This is a genomic window from Paenibacillus shenyangensis (genome assembly GCF_000346635.1).
GTDB lineage: Bacteria > Bacillota > Bacilli > Paenibacillales > Paenibacillaceae > Saccharibacillus > Saccharibacillus dauci.
Genome location: NZ_AOIG01000026.1, coordinates 16,974 through 32,336 on the forward strand (window position 1 = coordinate 16,974; position 15,363 = coordinate 32,336).

Sequence of the window (15,363 nt, forward strand, 5' to 3'; positions counted from 1 at the left end):
GATTATTATTCACTCTATCTCGCACAGAATCTGCATTCATGCAGAAGACGTATTTCCAAAATAAAAGCCCACTGACCGTGTAAACAGGCCAGTGGGCTTTTTGGATATATGTGGTTCGAATCTATCTTATTCATATATAGAATAGATGGTTGGATGCTTGATCCATACCGTGATTGCAATGGCTGTTCCAGCTTAACTGTGACTTGGACCCGCCTGCTTATCACTCTTAGGCAGGATAAGCGCCGAATCGGAATCGGAAGTAATAACTGTCTCCGTGGAGTCAACCTCATCCGGATGCAGCGTGCCTTCTTTTTCCGCTTTGCGGATCTTGCGCATTTCATTCAGCATCAGCAGGAAGATCACGACTAGAATACAAGTGATCAGGATCAGGAATCCACCGATTTCCTGCATAAAGTAATGCAGGTCACCACCGCGGAATCCAAGACCGCGCAGGAACTTGAAGTGCCAGGACAGCGGCAGCGCATGGCTGACATTTTGCAGAATCGGCGGCAGCAGGGCTACCGGAAGCTGCGCACCACTCAGGATAAATGATGGCAGCAGGATCATGGTAATCCGGCCAGCTGCTTTGGCTGGACTGGAAGCACTCCAGCCAATCATCATACAGAGCAGGGACAGAGCGATTGCATACATCAGGAACGGAATCCATAGCTGATAGACATTCGCTTCAAACCGCAGGCCACCTACCTGCTTGAGACAACCCATGACGAGATACATGGAGCAGGTCGCAATAATCGAATAAGGCAGAACACGCAGTACCAGACTCAGCGGACGTCGCAGCATATCCTTGAGCAGTCCCTGCTCACGCAGACGCGGTATGATCGTCAGCGTCGCTCCGCCAAGAATAGACAGGAACACTGTATTCACAAAACCGATAACCGAGCTCATCAGCATATTGTTGGTCGGGTTATACAGCAGGCGTGTCTGCAGATTCAAACCAGTCGAGAAGTTGGTTGCCTGTGCCGAGCTGACTCCCATGGCCACCAGTCTGTTGGCTGCAGCAGCAGAGTTTTCGGCAGCGATCACTTCTGTTACCCCGTTACGCAGATACGTAGTGGCTGTAGACAGTGAAGTATCCACATACAATCCAATATTGGTCTGGGCCCCTTGTGCATGAGCTTTTTCCAGTCCGGATGGCAGATAAATAACACCAAAATATTCTTCATTATACATAAAGCTGTTAGGCTCCATGTAGTTATACGTAATATAGCTAATATGGATATACTGATCGGCATCCAGCTTCTGGATCAGCTGCTGGCTATAGGCGCTATGGTCCAAATCCACGACAGCGACCGGAGCTTCATTCAGCTGATTGTTTTTAAATACATACCCGAAGGCCGCTGAGATGATCAGCGGCGCAATCAGGATAATAAAAATGAATTTGCCGTTCAGAATATGCTTGAATTCATCAATTATGGCTTTCATTGGTTGGAACCTCCACCGTCATTCCCGGCAGCAAGTCAGAAGTACGTTTCACATCTACACGAACGATAAAGGAAGTCGTATCCGACTGACCTTTTTCACGGCTCATGCGCAGCGCAGCATATTGCGGCGCAGAAGTGATGTAGCGTACGGTACCCTGAACATTTTTGCCAAGAGAGATAACGTCGGTCGATACTTTGGCACCTGCCTGGAAGGACTTGATATTTTCTTCGCCTACATACAGGTCGTAGTACAGTTTGCCAGTCTCAATAACGACAACAGGTGTACCGGCAGAGACATTCTCGCCTACTTTTGGAACAACGCGGGTTACTTTGCCATCATCAGCAGCTGTCAGAATCCGGCGGCCTTTCTGAACTTCATAACCATCCAGTGTTACTTGCAGGGAATCTTTTTGTTTTTTAAGCAGTTCGATATTGTATTTGCCATTATCGATATCTTCCTGCCCCTGTTCTATCTGCTTCAGTGCTTGTTGTGCCTGTTCGAGCTGCACATGTGCTTGCTGGCGTTCTTCGGTAGTAGCGCCATTTTGGAGCTTTTGCAGTGCATTTTCCTGCGTGCTCACTTGATTGCTGGCAACCTCTACTTGCTTCATCGCAGAATTCAATTGATCCTGGGCGCTCTGCACCTGTTTGGTTGCTGTATCTACACTGTTCTGGGCAGTATCAAGGCTGGCCTGTGTACCCAGACCATTATCAAATAAAGACTTGGCACGGTCATAGTTGGTTTTGGCATAATCCAGTGTCTGCTGGGCAGCTTCGACTGCTGTCTGTGCGGCAGTTACGCCATTGTTGGCCACTTCAACAGATTTTTTGGCAGAATCCACGGCAATTTCCTGGCTGCGGATATCTTCTGGACGGGCACCGGTCAGTACTTTCTGTTCAGCTACCTTAGCGGCTTCGATATTCAGCTGGGCATTGGCTTTTTGCTCGGCCAGCTTGTGTGCCTGACTGGTCAGGCTGCTTTGTGCCTGGCTGATTTGAACATCAATTTGGGACATTTGCTCTTTAACGCCTTTGATCTGCAGATCGATATCGCGCGTATCCAGAACGAGCAGAGTCTGTCCTTTTTTGACATGCTGTTCTTCTTTGACTTTGACAGCACTGATTTTGCCGGATTGTCCTTCAAAAGAGCTGTTTACGGTATCGACCGTCAGCACGCCTTCTTTTTTCATGGCAGCCATCGATACTGCATCCTTGCCATGCATGGCAAGCAACGTACCTCCAACTCCCAATGCAACGATTAATAGAATAATCGGAATAAGTTTTACAATTTTCACTTTGATATGCTCTCCTATCTGATAAAATCAATGAGTACATGCCACAAAGGCATTTTAATAAAAAATATATTATTAGCCGCCAAATAGTACGGCGCCGAACAACTAACGCAAAAAAAGCTGAAATTATTCATTAAGTTCAATACCTGTACGCAGTTTGTACAGTAATTCTTGCAACATTCCCCGTTCTCCATCCGTCAATTGAGACATAACTGAAGTAACCACACGGGCATATTCAGGCAGCGTCGTCATTAACAAAGTCTCGCCTTCTTCAGTTAAGTGAATAGCTGTCATACGACGATCTTCGTGAGCTCCACGCCGGATCAAGCCGTCTTTTTCCAGACCATTAATCAGTCCGGTCATAGTGGAGCGTGTAACACCTGCAGATTTGGCCAGTTCGGAAGGAAGCAGTGGTTTCTTGCGCAGTAACAAAGAGGTCAGGATACGCATCTTGCCTTGTGAGATTCCGCGTTCCGTCAGTAGGGAAGCTGATTGGTTATACAAATCATGAGAAGTGCGCACCAACAACAGAGAGGTCAACATACATTCGACATTAATCTCGGGAAACAAAGGCGCCAGTTCACTGAGCCGGTCCAATTCCTTCAGCGTACTGCATTTGGAGCCTGATGAATCTATATTCGGCATTTTACTCACCTTTCTGAAGTCTTCGATGAAGATAATTGTACGGCGCCGAACTAGTTTGGTCAAGAAAATTTTATGAAAATTTCAACATAATATTCTGTAAACTGTGTTATAACGACATTATTCTTCATAGATATTCATAAGATAAATATAGAATTGACTATGATATCGGCACAAAGCAGGCTAAAATAAAGTAAAAGTCAGCAGGCTATCTACAGGAGGGCCCATGAAAGAAAAAATGCGTATATTCTCGGGATCATCAAGTCCTGAACTGAGTGCACAGATTGCAGAACGTCTGGGTGTACCGCTCGGTAAAATCAAGCTGTCCCAGTTCAAAAGTGGAGAGACTTATGTACACTACGAAGAATCGATTCGTAATATGGATGTATTTCTGGTCCAGTCGCTGTCTCATCCGATCAATGAATTGTTTGTAGAGTTGATGGTTATGATTGATGCTGCCAAAAGAGCTTCGGCAGGAACAATAAATTTGATAATTCCCTATTATGGATATGCCCGACAGGAGCGCAAGTCTGCACCTCGGGAACCGATCTCTGCCAAAATGGTCGCTGATGTACTTACGACAGTGGGTGCAGACCGGATCATTACGATTGATCTGCATGCTTCGGCTATTCAGGGTTTCTTTAATATACCGGTGGATCATTTGACAGCGCTTGATCTGATCAGCGGGTATTTGCGTGATAAACAAATAGAAGATGCAGTGGTAGTGTCTCCGGATGCCGGACGTGCTTACATGGCGGAGAAACTCGCCAATCGTCTGGATACCCCATTTGCCATGATGATCAAAAAAAGACCTGCCCATAATGAATCGGTCATTACTCATGTAATCGGTGATGTGGAAGGCAAGACTCCGATTATTATCGAGGATCTGATCGATACCGGTACAACCATCGTCAATGTGGTTGAAAGTCTCAAAGAACGTGGGGCCCGTGAAGCAATCGTTTGCGCAACCCATGGTTTATTTTCCGGTGCTGCCTTGCAGCGTCTGGATCACCCTTATATCCGCGAGCTGATTGTGACAGATTCGATCAGTCTGCCGCCAGGACATCTGGATCGGCTGACTGTATTATCCGTATCGCCGATGCTGGCACATGCTGTACGCATTATTATGGAAGGCGGTTCTATCGCCACCATGTTCAGTGATGCAGGTATTTGATCCAAATGAAATGAGCAAAGCCGCATTTGGGGATGTGGCTTTAGCAGATGAGCAGGATATGTTATACTGTTGGATGATGTTTTTCGTCGATAACTATATTTTTGTAGGTGGAACGTATTAAAGGAGGTGCCTTGGTCCGGTGAATGAATACAAGCGAAAAGTCGAAGATACCGAACGAAAAGTCATTACGCTTAAGCTGGATGCGAACTTCTTTTTTGAAAGGGCCGTTCGCTCATTAGACCATTATCGTTACGACAAGGCATTGAAATATTTTGAAAAGGCTGTGGAGTACGAGCCGGATAATCCTGTTAACCATTGCAATATGGCAGGGATATTATCGGAAATGGGCAAGTATGAAGCTTCCAATCAGGTGCTGCAGACCATTATGGACACCGTAGACCCTTCGATGGTCGAGTGTCATTTTTATAAAGCGAATAATTATGCGAATATGGAACAATTCGAGCAGGCAGAGCAGGAGCTGCTCACCTATCTGGACCAGGATCGTCATGGCCAGTTCGCTGGTGAAGCCGAAGAGATGATGGATCTGATCCGTCACGAAATGAAGCGACCGGCTGGCAGCAGTCCAGCTCTAACTGCGTCGGCTACAGCGACGGATCGCCTGGATCAGGCGCGCGAGCTGCTGGAACAAGGTGAAATGGAAGCAGCCTGTGCAATGCTTAACCAGCTGATTGAGGAGCAGCCGGATCTGTTTGCGGCACGCAACAATCTGGCTGTCGCCTATTATCAGCAGGGAATGCTGGAGCTGGCTGCCGAGCAGGTTGGCGAAGTGCTGAAGCAGGACCCGAGCAATCTTCATGCTCTGTGCAATCAGGCTATTCTGAGCTATTATCATGAAGACCCTGCACTGGATCAGCAGCTGGAGCAGCTCCGCCGTGTAACACCGCTGCATCAAGAACACCAGCTCAAGCTGGCGACGACGATGGCGATGCTCGGTGAGCATCAATGTGCGTATCATCATTTCCGGAGGCTGCTGCGACATGATGATTTGATGAAGCATTGGGAAATGTATCATTATACAGCGGCAGCAGCCTGTTATATGGGTAAATATGATGAAGCAGAAAAGCTATGGAAGCGAATTTTGCGCTTCGAGCCAGGCGCCGAGGTGCCGGCATTTTATCTGGATCATTTGCAGGAGGTACGCGAGGGTACATTAACCCCTTCTTACCGATATGGTGTACAGAAGATGTCTTATTTTTATACCAGAGAGCAGTCTGACGGCAGATCATCCGAGCCGAATGCGGCGCAATTCCTGCATGTTCTTCGTCATGGAAGCGAGAGCGAACAGCTCCATGCGCTCGAGTCGTATGTACTTGATGGAGATCACGAAGTACATACGGCACTGCGGCAGTATGTGAACCGTCCATTGATCTCCGAAGAGCTGCGTCATGCAGCAGAACGTCTGCTGCGGCAATGGGCTGCGAATCAGTCCCTGTCGCCGGATGAGCTGATCGAAGATATTGAAGCAGCACGCATGAGTCTGCCGCTCTGGGATGAACGCTGGCAGCAGATTATTGAGCAGGCGACCGTACAGTCGCACAAACGATATGACTCCAGATTTAACCATGATGTGGAAGCACTATGGATTGAATTTATAAAAAGGGTCTATCCCGAACTCCCACTGCTTCACCATCCGGAAGGCTGGGCAGCAGCGCTGGAATATCTGGTAGCCCGAATACATCGTCTCCCACTCACATATGATGAGGTGGCCCAGCATTACGGCGTATCTGTCTCCATTATTAGCAGATACGCGCGCCGGATCAACAGGGTATGCAGTGTACAGCAAAAAGTGCGTTATGCGCAAGCAAAAAGTACACAAGGATCGTAAATGACAGCTGTGATGGACAGATGTTCATTCAATACAAGGAGGTAGTTGGAAGTATGTACAAATCAATTATTATCGGAACCGGGCCTGCAGGCCTTACAGCAGCAATTTATCTGGCGCGCGCAAATATGCAGCCGCTTGTTATCGAAGGACTGCAGCCAGGTGGCCAACTGACGACAACAACCGAAATCGAGAACTTCCCGGGCTTTCCTGAAGGCATTATGGGACCGGAACTGATGGACAATATGCGCAAGCAGGCCGAGCGTTTTGGAGCGGAATTCAAGTCCGGTTGGGTAGAACAGGTCGACTTTTCCGAGCGTCCATTCAAAGTTAAAGTAGAAGGCATGGGCGAACTGGAAGCGGAGAGTATTATCATTTCCACCGGTGCTTCGGCCAGATACCTGGGAATTCCGGGTGAGCAGGACAACGTAGGTCGCGGTGTAAGTACATGTGCAACATGTGACGGCTTCTTTTTCCGTAACAAAAAGATTATTGTGGTTGGTGGCGGCGATTCCGCAATGGAAGAAGCGAGCTTCCTGACACGATTTGCTACAGATGTAACCGTAGTAAACCGCCGCGAAGAACTGCGTGCTTCTAAAATCATGCAGGATCGTGCCAAAGATAACCCGAAAATCAGCTGGGCACTGAACCGCAAGCCGGTTGAAGTCGTAGCAGGAGATATGGGTGTTAAAGGACTGAAAGTACTGAACAACGAGACGGGTCAGGAAGAACTGCTTGAAGCGGATGGTGTATTCGTAGCAATTGGTCATACACCAAATACCGATTTCCTCAAAGGTCATGTACATCTGGATGGACACGGTTATGTTCTGGTAACGCCAGGTACAACAGAAACCAATATCCCGGGCGTATTCGCCTGCGGTGACGTTCAGGATACACGCTATCGTCAGGCAATTACAGCTGCAGGCAGCGGTTGTATGGCAGCGATGGATTGCGAGAAATATCTGGAAGGCCATATGATCCACGACTGGAGCGAAGCGCTCGACAAGTAATGAACAATGAATACGGAGGGAGCCGTCATGGCTCCCTTTTTGGCGGGCAGGATCAAGACAACAGACCCGCGGGTACCGCTTGACCTGATGAGTCCATTCGCTTATAGTTGGATACGAACGTTCACATTGGAATATGGCTTCTCCTCTAGGGAGTGAGCACGGTGAAATATCGCTTTTTTACAAGAAGAACAGTGCATTTCCGTACTATAAATTAGTGTATAATCGCATTTTGTCCAATCTTTGCAACAGTGGAAGTGATACAATGGGAGTGGAGCGTAAGCATTCTGCTCATTCATGTATACCGATCTGAATAATTCACTACAATGGATGCGGATGAGACGATGCAGAGAAAGTGCGTATCGATATATATTAAATTTCGAGTAGAAAAGGTGGATCGGTCATATGTCTGAGAAAATTTATGTCGGCGTCGATCTTGGCGGTACTGCAATCAAGGTTGGGATTTGCAACCAGGAAGGTGAACTGCTTCATACGTACGAGGGCCCTACCGAGAAAGAAAAGGGTACCGACGCAGTAATCGAAAATATCGAGAAGTATGTACGTCTTATTGTGGAGCAATCACCTTATACCTGGGACCAGCTGGTTGGAGTAGGAGCAGGTGTAGCCGGATTTACGGATCTGCGTGCCGGTGTGATCCTGTTGGCGCCGAATATTGGTTTCCGCAATGTACCGATCCGCGCCATTCTGGAAGAACGTATCGGTAAAACGATAGTGATTGATAATGATGCCAATGTGGCTGCACTGGGTGAAGCCTGGAGTGGTGCCGGCAAAGGTGTAACCGATTGCGTCTGCTATACACTCGGTACGGGTGTTGGCGGCGGAATTATTATTAACGGCAAGATTTATCAAGGCTTCGCCGGACTTGCTGGTGAAATTGGCCATATCTCTGTCGTACCGGACCTGGAGGCTATTCAGTGCGGCTGCGGTAAAATGGGTTGTCTGGAGACCGTTTCTTCTGCTACAGGTATTATCCGTATGGCTGTTGAAGCGGTAGAGCGTGGCGATGCTACCAGTCTCTCTACGATCGAAAGCAAGCTTACAGCCAAGGATATTTTTGATGCAGCCAAAGCGGGCGACGAAGTGAGCATCCGGATTGTGAACCGTGCTGCTTTTTATCTGGGCAAATCGATGGCATCTGTAGCAGCGACACTGAATCCGGAACGGTTTATCGTAGGTGGAGGTGTCTCCAAAGCCGGAGATATCCTGTTTGACAAGATTCGTGAAGTGTTCATGGAATGTACGCCTGCACCACTTCAGCAGGGCGTGGAGATTATTCCTGCCAAGCTGGGCAATGATGCAGGTATCGTAGGTGCAGCAGGTCTGCTGCTGCGCTGAACCATATAAGAATCATCGATCTATGCCAATTTCCGGTTGTATCATTGGATCGGATAATAATATCTAACAGGGAGGGGACTTACGAATGAGCAATACTGAGAATTCATCGACATCAACCATGGTTATCATTACAGGAATGTCCGGTGCAGGCAAGACCATTGCAGTACAAAGCCTGGAGGATCTTGGCTTTTTCTGTGTAGACAATTTGCCGCCCGTTCTGATTCCCAAATTTGCCGAGCTGATCGAGCAATCGAATGGTAAAATCGGCAAAGTGGCACTCGTAATCGACCTACGTGGTCGTGAATTTTTCCCTGCTCTTTCCGAGTCCCTGAGCTATATGAAAAATCATTATACGATCCATACGGAGATCCTATTCCTGGATGCCAGTGATGCCGTACTGGTTCAGCGCTACAAGGAAAGTCGGCGCCGGCATCCGCTTGCACCGGATGGCATGCCGCTTGACGGTATCCGGCTGGAACGCAAAATGTTGGATGAGCTGAAGACATCGGCGACCCAGGTCATCGATACCAGCACCAGCAAACCGGCCAAACTCAAAGAGAAAATTATTTCCCGTTTCTCTCATCTGGAGAGCAATCGGTTATCGGTCAATGTCACTTCATTTGGATTCAAATATGGTATTCCCATCGATGCAGATCTGATTTTTGATGTACGTTTTCTGCCCAACCCTCACTATGTGGACCATCTGAGGCCGCATACCGGTCAGGACAGTGACGTGTATGAATACGTAATGAAATGGCCGGAGACACAGGCGTTTCTGACCAAATTGCTGGATATGCTGCATTTTCTCATTCCCCATTATCGCAATGAAGGCAAAAGTCAGGTCATTATCGGTATCGGTTGTACAGGAGGCAAACACCGCTCTGTAGCCATTTCCGAATATCTGGGTCGTATGCTGGGAGCGAGTGAGACAGAAACCGTTCGTGTCAGTCATCGTGATGCTGATCGTGATCGGCATTAAGGAGTGGAACATATGTCAATTTCACAACCGGGTCTGCCGGTGCTTCGTCCCCGTATTGTAGTTATGGGGGGCGGCACCGGTCTGTCCGTTATGCTCAGGGGCCTCAAGGAGAAGCCACTTGATATTACCGCTATTGTTACTGTAGCGGATGATGGAGGGAGCTCCGGAATTCTGAGGGATGAGCTGAAGATGCCACCGCCGGGAGATATACGCAACGTACTCACTGCGCTGGCGGATGTGGAGCCGCTGATGTCGGAAATGCTCAAGTACCGGTTTCAAAAAGGAGAAGGCTTGGCTGGTCACAGCCTGGGTAATCTGATCCTTGCGGCAATGACAGATATCTCCGGAGACTTTGTTACGGCAGTGCGGGAACTGAGCCGTGTATTCGCGGTCAGAGGTGCTGTTCTACCGGCAGCGGAACAAGCCGTTATTTTGCACGCAGAGATGGAAGATGGAACGATTGTCACCGGGGAATCCAAGATCCCCGAAGCAGGCAAGCGGATCAAACGTCTGTTTCTTGAACCGGACCACGTGGAGCCGTTGCCAGAGGCTGTACGTGCTATTCAGGAAGCCGATGCTATTCTGATCGGTCCAGGCAGTCTGTATACCAGTCTGCTTCCGAATCTGCTCGTGCCCAAGCTGGTAGAAGCGATTTTGGCGTCCAAGGCACCACGTCTATTTGTGTGTAATGTCATGACCCAGCCGGGAGAGACGGATAATTACACAGTCAGTGATCATCTGGAAGCGATCTATGAGCATGTAGGTCACCGGTTGTTCGACTATGTGCTTGTTAATAACGAACCGATTCCAGTCAAAGTGCAAAACCGCTACGCTGAAAAAGGCGCCAAGCCGGTCAAACTCGATGCGGATAAAGTTGAAAGTATGGGATACAAAATTATTGCGGATAAACTGGTCATGTATGGAACCTATCTGCGTCATGATGCAGAGCAGCTAAGCCATCATATTTATGAACAGGTGAAGAAACATATTTTAGCGAAAGGGTGAGTCCATTGTCATTTGCGGCGCAAACGAAAAAGGAACTAACGATGGTTGAAGCCGACGACTGCTGTGAACTGGCGGAGCTGGCGGCGCTGATCCGGATGAACGGATCGGTCCAGGTATCCAACAAAAAAGTGATACTGGATATTTCCACCGAAAATGCCGCAATCGCAAGACGGATTTATTCCTTGATCAAAAAGCATTTTGCTGTGCACACCGAGCTTCTCGTGCGCAAAAAAATGCGGCTCAAAAAGAATAACGTATATATCGTTCGTATCCCTGCCGGTGTCCAGGCGATTCTGAGCAAGCTCACAATCGTCTCGGAAGGCTTTATGTTTACCCCGGGTATCAACAAGGATATGGTTAGCAAAACTTGCTGTAAACGGGCTTATCTGCGTGGCGCTTTTATGGCTGGAGGGTCGGTTAACAATCCGGAAGGTTCATCCTACCATCTGGAGATTGCTTCGATGTATGAGGAGCAGTGTCAGGCCCTGGTTGATCTGGCGAATGAATTCGAGCTGAATGCGCGCTGTATCGAGCGTAAAAAAGGCTTTATTTTATATATCAAAGAGGGCGAGAAGATTATCGAGTTCCTCAGCATCATTGGTGCACACCAGGCGCTGTTCAAGTTTGAAGATGTCCGGATTATGCGGGATATGCGCAACTCCGTGAATCGGATCGTCAACTGCGAGACCGCTAATCTAAACAAAACGATCGGCGCTGCTGTGCGTCAGATCGATAATATTCGTCTGATCCAGCGCCATCTGGGACTGGAACAGCTGCCGGACAAGCTGCGCGAAGTAGCAGAGATTCGTCTGGCCCATCCGGATATGAACCTCAAGGAAGTTGGCGAAATGCTCAAGGGTGGCGTCAGCAAATCCGGGGTCAATCATCGGCTTCGCAAAATTGACGAGCTTGCTGATAGAGTACGCAATGAGCACCTGGTCTAAAATTTGTACCGACCAGGTAAGCTTTATTTTTTTCTGCTAAAGCGCATGTTATAATAATGTAGTATGATGTATACAGTGTTCATAAAATGGGCTTCAGTGTAGTGAACAAATAAATCGTAATGAATATGTATTATAGGGGGTAATAATCACATGATAAAACACCCGGTAGTGGTTCGTCTGAAAACGGGATTACACGCACGACCTGCAGCATTGTTTGTACAGGAAGCGAATAAATACTCCGCGGAAATTTTCGTGGAAAAAGACGATAAAAAAGTAAATGCCAAAAGCATCATGGGAATCATGAGTCTGGCAATCAGCTCGGGTACTGAAGTATACATCAGTGCAGAGGGTGCGGATGCAGAATCAGCTGTAAACGCTTTAGTAGGATTAGTCAGCAAAGAAGAACTGGAAAACCAATAAAACCCCTCATCCCAGGATGAGAGGTCAGCCGTCACAGAATACTGTGGCGGTTTTTTGGTATGTTGGTCAGGATTACCTTATTCAGCAGGCAGCCGTCTCAATTCTGGGAAATCTATTCGAAAAAGACTCCCTTTTTGGCAAAGTTCAATTTGAGCTGTACCGCATTCCATGAACTCTGATATCCAAACCCATCACGCAGTACGGTAAATGGAATATACATTCGTCCATTCACGATCTGGGCACTTGGTCCATTCCACTGATGATTATTCAGCCGCATGGTAACACCGGAAGCGGTCATTACCATATCCAGCTGATCATCATTTTGCAGCAGTGTATATGTTTTAACGGCGGGCTCGTACCGCAGGGTGACTCCAAGTGAATCACGCAGGAGCACCACCGGAATCATAGTATTTCCATCAATGAGCAGTCCGTTCTCCGGAAGGCGTGTGCCATTCCATTCCAGCTTCACCTGGCGCGGTGGTGCAGCAGCAGAAGCAGTAACAGGCTGGATCAGGGCACTCAGCACCAGGATACCTGCCAGCAGCAAAATGGAATTCCGTCGAAACTTGTTTTTGAACATGGTGACTCTCCCCTCTTTCTGATAATCCCTATCTCTCCAAACCCCTGTTGTTATGCAGGATTTCGAGGGTGGGATTATATGAGATTATAAGTAAAATAACAGCAGTTGTCACGATGAAGCTGCAGCTCTTTCAAATCTTTTGCCGAATGAAATAGCCATATACATAAAGAAAGCGTTAACGAGTGGTTAAAGAGCCTCTCGCCATATCCATTGATCGTTGTTTTAGTCACCAAGCTCTCTTCTATCCTTTACCCAATGCAACATTCGATTCAAAACATTCGTTTAGTAAGTAGAACCAAGAAAGGGTGAATATTTATGAAACGAAATCACTATATGGCTTCATTGCTATTGGCTGGAGCTGTGTTTACAAGCGTAGGTATGGGCGTGAGTCTGCCGGGAGTATCTACAGCATATGCTGCAGAGACGACATCAATGACTACAATGGCGGGTACAATTAACGTCAGCGGCAATGGCAAGTTATCTGTCAAACCGGATGTGGCTTACCTCTCTATAGGCGTACAGACCACTGCAGCTACAGCTTCCAAAGCACAAGCTGCCAATGCTCAGAAGATGAGCAAACTGAACAATCTGTTGAAAAACAAATGGTCTATTGCAGACAAGGATATCGAGAGCGTGCAATTTTATGTACAGCCGAACTATAGTTATAACGAAAAGGATCAGCAAAAAGTTACAGGCTATACGGCTTATCATACTCTGCAGGTGACCTACCGCAACATGGAGAAGATCGGCGCACTGCTGGATGCAGCTTCCACTGTAGGTGCCAACAATGTAGGATCTGTAAGCTTTAACGTAGAGAATACCAAAACCTATGAAGATCAAGTCATTCAAAAAGCAATGGCAGATGCAGCAGCCAAAGCAGGCTCTATCGCCAAAGCGGCTAATCGTACACTGGGGGATCTGGTATCTGTAAGTGAAGCAGGCGTCGAGGCTCCACCGGTATATGTATCCCAGAGCACTGCAATGGAATCGGCACGTGCAGACAAATCGACTGAGATTGAACCGGGGATGGTAGAGTTGAACATTAGTCTTAACGTACAGTATGCTATGAAGTAAGCTGAAAAGGTGAATAGGGTAAAATCGTCAGTATTGTAACTATTATACGGGATAACCCCTTTATCGTTTCAGTATAACGGAAGTTTATTAAACCAGCGATATGCCAAATATAGAAACTTTCCTGAAGGTCTTATGCATGACGCCGACAGGAAAGTTTGTTTACACTTTTATTACTTTTGATTCATCGGGCATGACTATGTTGTAAATCCTTGTTAAGTTCTTTGTAAATCTAAAGGACAAGTTTATCGTTATACTAAAAATTGTGGCAATTGACCTATTCGAAGGAGAGATTAATTATGGACAAGCACCAGAACATGAAGAACACAACCTATCTCAAAAAACTATCAGCAATCGTACTCGCGACCAGCCTGACAGCTGCAGGTACAGCAGCAACGCTGCCTTTGGTACAATCCTCTGCTTATGCAGCAAGCACTTCTTCATCTGCCAAATCCGTAATCAATGTACAAGTGGAAGGCAAAGCGATCTCGGCCAAGGGAATGCTGAGCAAATCCGGCAGCATGTTGCTTCCTCTCAAAGACATAGCAAAAACAGTAGGCGCAACAGTTACCTACAATTCCAAAGAACATACGGCAACTATCACTAAAGGCAAAAATAAAGTGAGCTATGACCTTAATCAGAAAGACATGGTATTTGTGCGTCTGAATGGCAGTGCAGTCGGTGACAGCTATGATGCCAGCGTAGTCAAAGGGACAACTTATGTAGCAATCAAGGCAGTAACCGAGCCGTTTGGCTATCGTGCGCTGTGGAATAATGCTACACGTACTGTCAATGTAACAGCTGCAGGCATGAACGATGTAGAAGTAACAGGCAATAAACTGGAATCTTCTACTCAAAATAAATACACTAACTTCAATATTGTATACCCAGTTGTATCCGGTCTGGAAAATGAAGCTGCACAAACCAAGATCAATAAAGCTCTCAAAGCACATTCTGACCAGTTCCTGACGACCATGCAAAAACAGGTCAAAGAAGCCGGAGCGCCTGCTAACAAAGATATTACTTACGAAATTGATGGCGGCTACAAAGTCACTTATAACCGTAATGGGGTTATCAGCTTCCTGTTGACTGATTATCAATATCTGGGCGGGGCACATGGTGACGATATCCTGACCAGCATGACGTTCTCACTGAAAGATGGCAAAGCTATTCAGTTGTCCGATCTGCTCAAGTCCAACAGCAACTACAGCCAGGATATCAAAAAGCTGATCCAGACACATATCAAGAAAAACGCAGATACTGAGGGGCTATCGCTGGAGCAGTTCAATGACCTGAGCAAAAACTCCAGCAAATACCTGGAGAATTACTATCTGACAGATAGCGGATTCACGATCTTCTTCCAGAAGTATGATATTGCTCCGGGAGCAGCAGGTAACCCGAAAATCGACTTTACCTTCAGCCAACTGCTGAAATCGGGTACCAACCCACTGTCCGCTTATCAATCCTAATTTTTTTTGAACATTGCTATGCAGAACATAAATAGATAGGAATATCCCAAGAACCTGTTCCATCGTGATCGTACGATGTTGAACAGGTTTTTTTTATTATGTATTTCTTTTTCGGCAGATGAGGAAAGGGGAGTTCAAA

The 15,363-nt window shown here is 47.1% G+C and carries 14 protein-coding genes; 10 read left to right on the plus strand and 4 right to left on the minus strand.

Going from position 1 to position 15,363, the window contains the following annotated elements:
- Positions 1-192 precede the first annotated feature (192 nt).
- The 3 genes from H065_RS0120015 to H065_RS0120025 form a co-directional block, all read right to left on the minus strand.
- Positions 193-1,443 (minus strand): ABC transporter permease, encoded by a 1,251-nt coding sequence (locus H065_RS0120015; RefSeq protein ID WP_017814868.1) that lies wholly within the window; start codon positions 1,441-1,443, stop codon positions 193-195.
- Positions 1,427-2,737, minus strand: coding sequence for an HlyD family secretion protein (locus H065_RS0120020; protein ID WP_017814869.1), 1,311 nt, complete (start codon positions 2,735-2,737; stop codon positions 1,427-1,429). The genes H065_RS0120015 and H065_RS0120020 overlap by 17 nt, the downstream gene beginning before the upstream one ends.
- 123 nt (positions 2,738-2,860) lie before the next feature.
- On the minus strand, positions 2,861-3,379 hold the full coding sequence (locus H065_RS0120025; protein WP_017814870.1) for a MarR family winged helix-turn-helix transcriptional regulator: 519 nt from the start codon (positions 3,377-3,379) through the stop codon (positions 2,861-2,863).
- 223 nt (positions 3,380-3,602) lie between these two features.
- Between H065_RS0120025 and H065_RS0120030 the strand changes: the two genes are divergently transcribed.
- The 8 genes from H065_RS0120030 to H065_RS0120070 all read left to right on the plus strand — a co-directional run bounded on the left by H065_RS0120030 (position 3,603) and on the right by H065_RS0120070 (position 12,104).
- Positions 3,603-4,550 (plus strand): ribose-phosphate diphosphokinase, encoded by a 948-nt coding sequence (locus tag H065_RS0120030; RefSeq protein WP_017814871.1) that lies wholly within the window; start codon positions 3,603-3,605, stop codon positions 4,548-4,550.
- A 139-nt stretch (positions 4,551-4,689) separates the two neighbouring features.
- Positions 4,690-6,396, plus strand: coding sequence for a tetratricopeptide repeat protein (locus H065_RS0120040; RefSeq protein WP_017814873.1), 1,707 nt, complete (start codon positions 4,690-4,692; stop codon positions 6,394-6,396).
- A 53-nt stretch (positions 6,397-6,449) separates the two neighbouring features.
- Entirely contained in the window at positions 6,450-7,403 is a 954-nt protein-coding gene (trxB, locus tag H065_RS0120045; protein WP_017814874.1) for a thioredoxin-disulfide reductase, read from the plus strand.
- Positions 7,404-7,805: 402 nt separating this feature from the next.
- Complete coding sequence (locus H065_RS0120050) at positions 7,806-8,756, plus strand: ROK family glucokinase (RefSeq protein WP_017814875.1); 951 nt, start codon at positions 7,806-7,808, stop codon at positions 8,754-8,756.
- An 85-nt stretch (positions 8,757-8,841) separates the two neighbouring features.
- Complete coding sequence (gene rapZ / locus H065_RS0120055) at positions 8,842-9,735, plus strand: RNase adapter RapZ (RefSeq protein ID WP_017814876.1); 894 nt, start codon at positions 8,842-8,844, stop codon at positions 9,733-9,735.
- A 12-nt stretch (positions 9,736-9,747) separates the two neighbouring features.
- Positions 9,748-10,740: a gluconeogenesis morphogenetic factor MgfK gene (mgfK, locus tag H065_RS0120060; protein ID WP_017814877.1), complete on the plus strand. Its 993-nt coding sequence runs from the start codon at positions 9,748-9,750 to the stop codon at positions 10,738-10,740.
- A gap of 5 nt (positions 10,741-10,745) precedes the next feature.
- On the plus strand, positions 10,746-11,684 hold the full coding sequence (whiA, locus tag H065_RS0120065; RefSeq protein ID WP_026136354.1) for a DNA-binding protein WhiA: 939 nt from the start codon (positions 10,746-10,748) through the stop codon (positions 11,682-11,684).
- A gap of 150 nt (positions 11,685-11,834) precedes the next feature.
- Positions 11,835-12,104 carry an HPr family phosphocarrier protein gene (locus H065_RS0120070; protein ID WP_017814879.1) on the plus strand — a complete coding sequence of 90 codons (270 nt, stop codon included), beginning with the start codon at positions 11,835-11,837 and terminating at the stop codon, positions 12,102-12,104.
- Between the two features lie 112 nt (positions 12,105-12,216).
- Here the strand turns inward: H065_RS0120070 and H065_RS0120075 are convergent, their stop codons facing one another.
- The gene (locus H065_RS0120075; RefSeq protein ID WP_017814880.1) at positions 12,217-12,684 is read right to left on the minus strand and encodes a stalk domain-containing protein; all 468 of its coding nucleotides are present in this window, start codon (positions 12,682-12,684) and stop codon (positions 12,217-12,219) included.
- Between the two features lie 315 nt (positions 12,685-12,999).
- Here H065_RS0120075 and H065_RS0120080 point away from each other — a divergent pair, with 315 nt between their 5' ends.
- Together H065_RS0120080 and H065_RS26470 are read left to right on the plus strand one after the other, a co-directional pair.
- On the plus strand, positions 13,000-13,758 hold the full coding sequence (locus H065_RS0120080; protein ID WP_017814881.1) for an SIMPL domain-containing protein: 759 nt from the start codon (positions 13,000-13,002) through the stop codon (positions 13,756-13,758).
- A gap of 296 nt (positions 13,759-14,054) precedes the next feature.
- Positions 14,055-15,224 (plus strand): PdaC/SigV domain-containing protein, encoded by a 1,170-nt coding sequence (locus H065_RS26470; protein ID WP_017814882.1) that lies wholly within the window; start codon positions 14,055-14,057, stop codon positions 15,222-15,224.
- Positions 15,225-15,363 lie beyond the last annotated feature (139 nt).

Coding starts and splice junctions, on each gene's coding strand:
- H065_RS0120025 (WP_017814870.1), bottom strand. CDS start 3,379: ATGCCGAATATAGATTCATCAGGCTCCAAATGCAGTACGCTGAAGGAA.
- trxB (WP_017814874.1), top strand. CDS start 6,450: ATGTACAAATCAATTATTATCGGAACCGGGCCTGCAGGCCTTACAGCA.
- H065_RS0120075 (WP_017814880.1), bottom strand. CDS start 12,684: ATGTTCAAAAACAAGTTTCGACGGAATTCCATTTTGCTGCTGGCAGGT.
- rapZ (WP_017814876.1), top strand. CDS start 8,842: ATGAGCAATACTGAGAATTCATCGACATCAACCATGGTTATCATTACA.
- H065_RS0120050 (WP_017814875.1), top strand. CDS start 7,806: ATGTCTGAGAAAATTTATGTCGGCGTCGATCTTGGCGGTACTGCAATC.
- mgfK (WP_017814877.1), top strand. CDS start 9,748: ATGTCAATTTCACAACCGGGTCTGCCGGTGCTTCGTCCCCGTATTGTA.
- H065_RS0120015 (WP_017814868.1), bottom strand. CDS start 1,443: ATGAAAGCCATAATTGATGAATTCAAGCATATTCTGAACGGCAAATTC.
- H065_RS0120030 (WP_017814871.1), top strand. CDS start 3,603: ATGAAAGAAAAAATGCGTATATTCTCGGGATCATCAAGTCCTGAACTG.
- H065_RS0120070 (WP_017814879.1), top strand. CDS start 11,835: ATGATAAAACACCCGGTAGTGGTTCGTCTGAAAACGGGATTACACGCA.
- H065_RS26470 (WP_017814882.1), top strand. CDS start 14,055: ATGGACAAGCACCAGAACATGAAGAACACAACCTATCTCAAAAAACTA.
- H065_RS0120080 (WP_017814881.1), top strand. CDS start 13,000: ATGAAACGAAATCACTATATGGCTTCATTGCTATTGGCTGGAGCTGTG.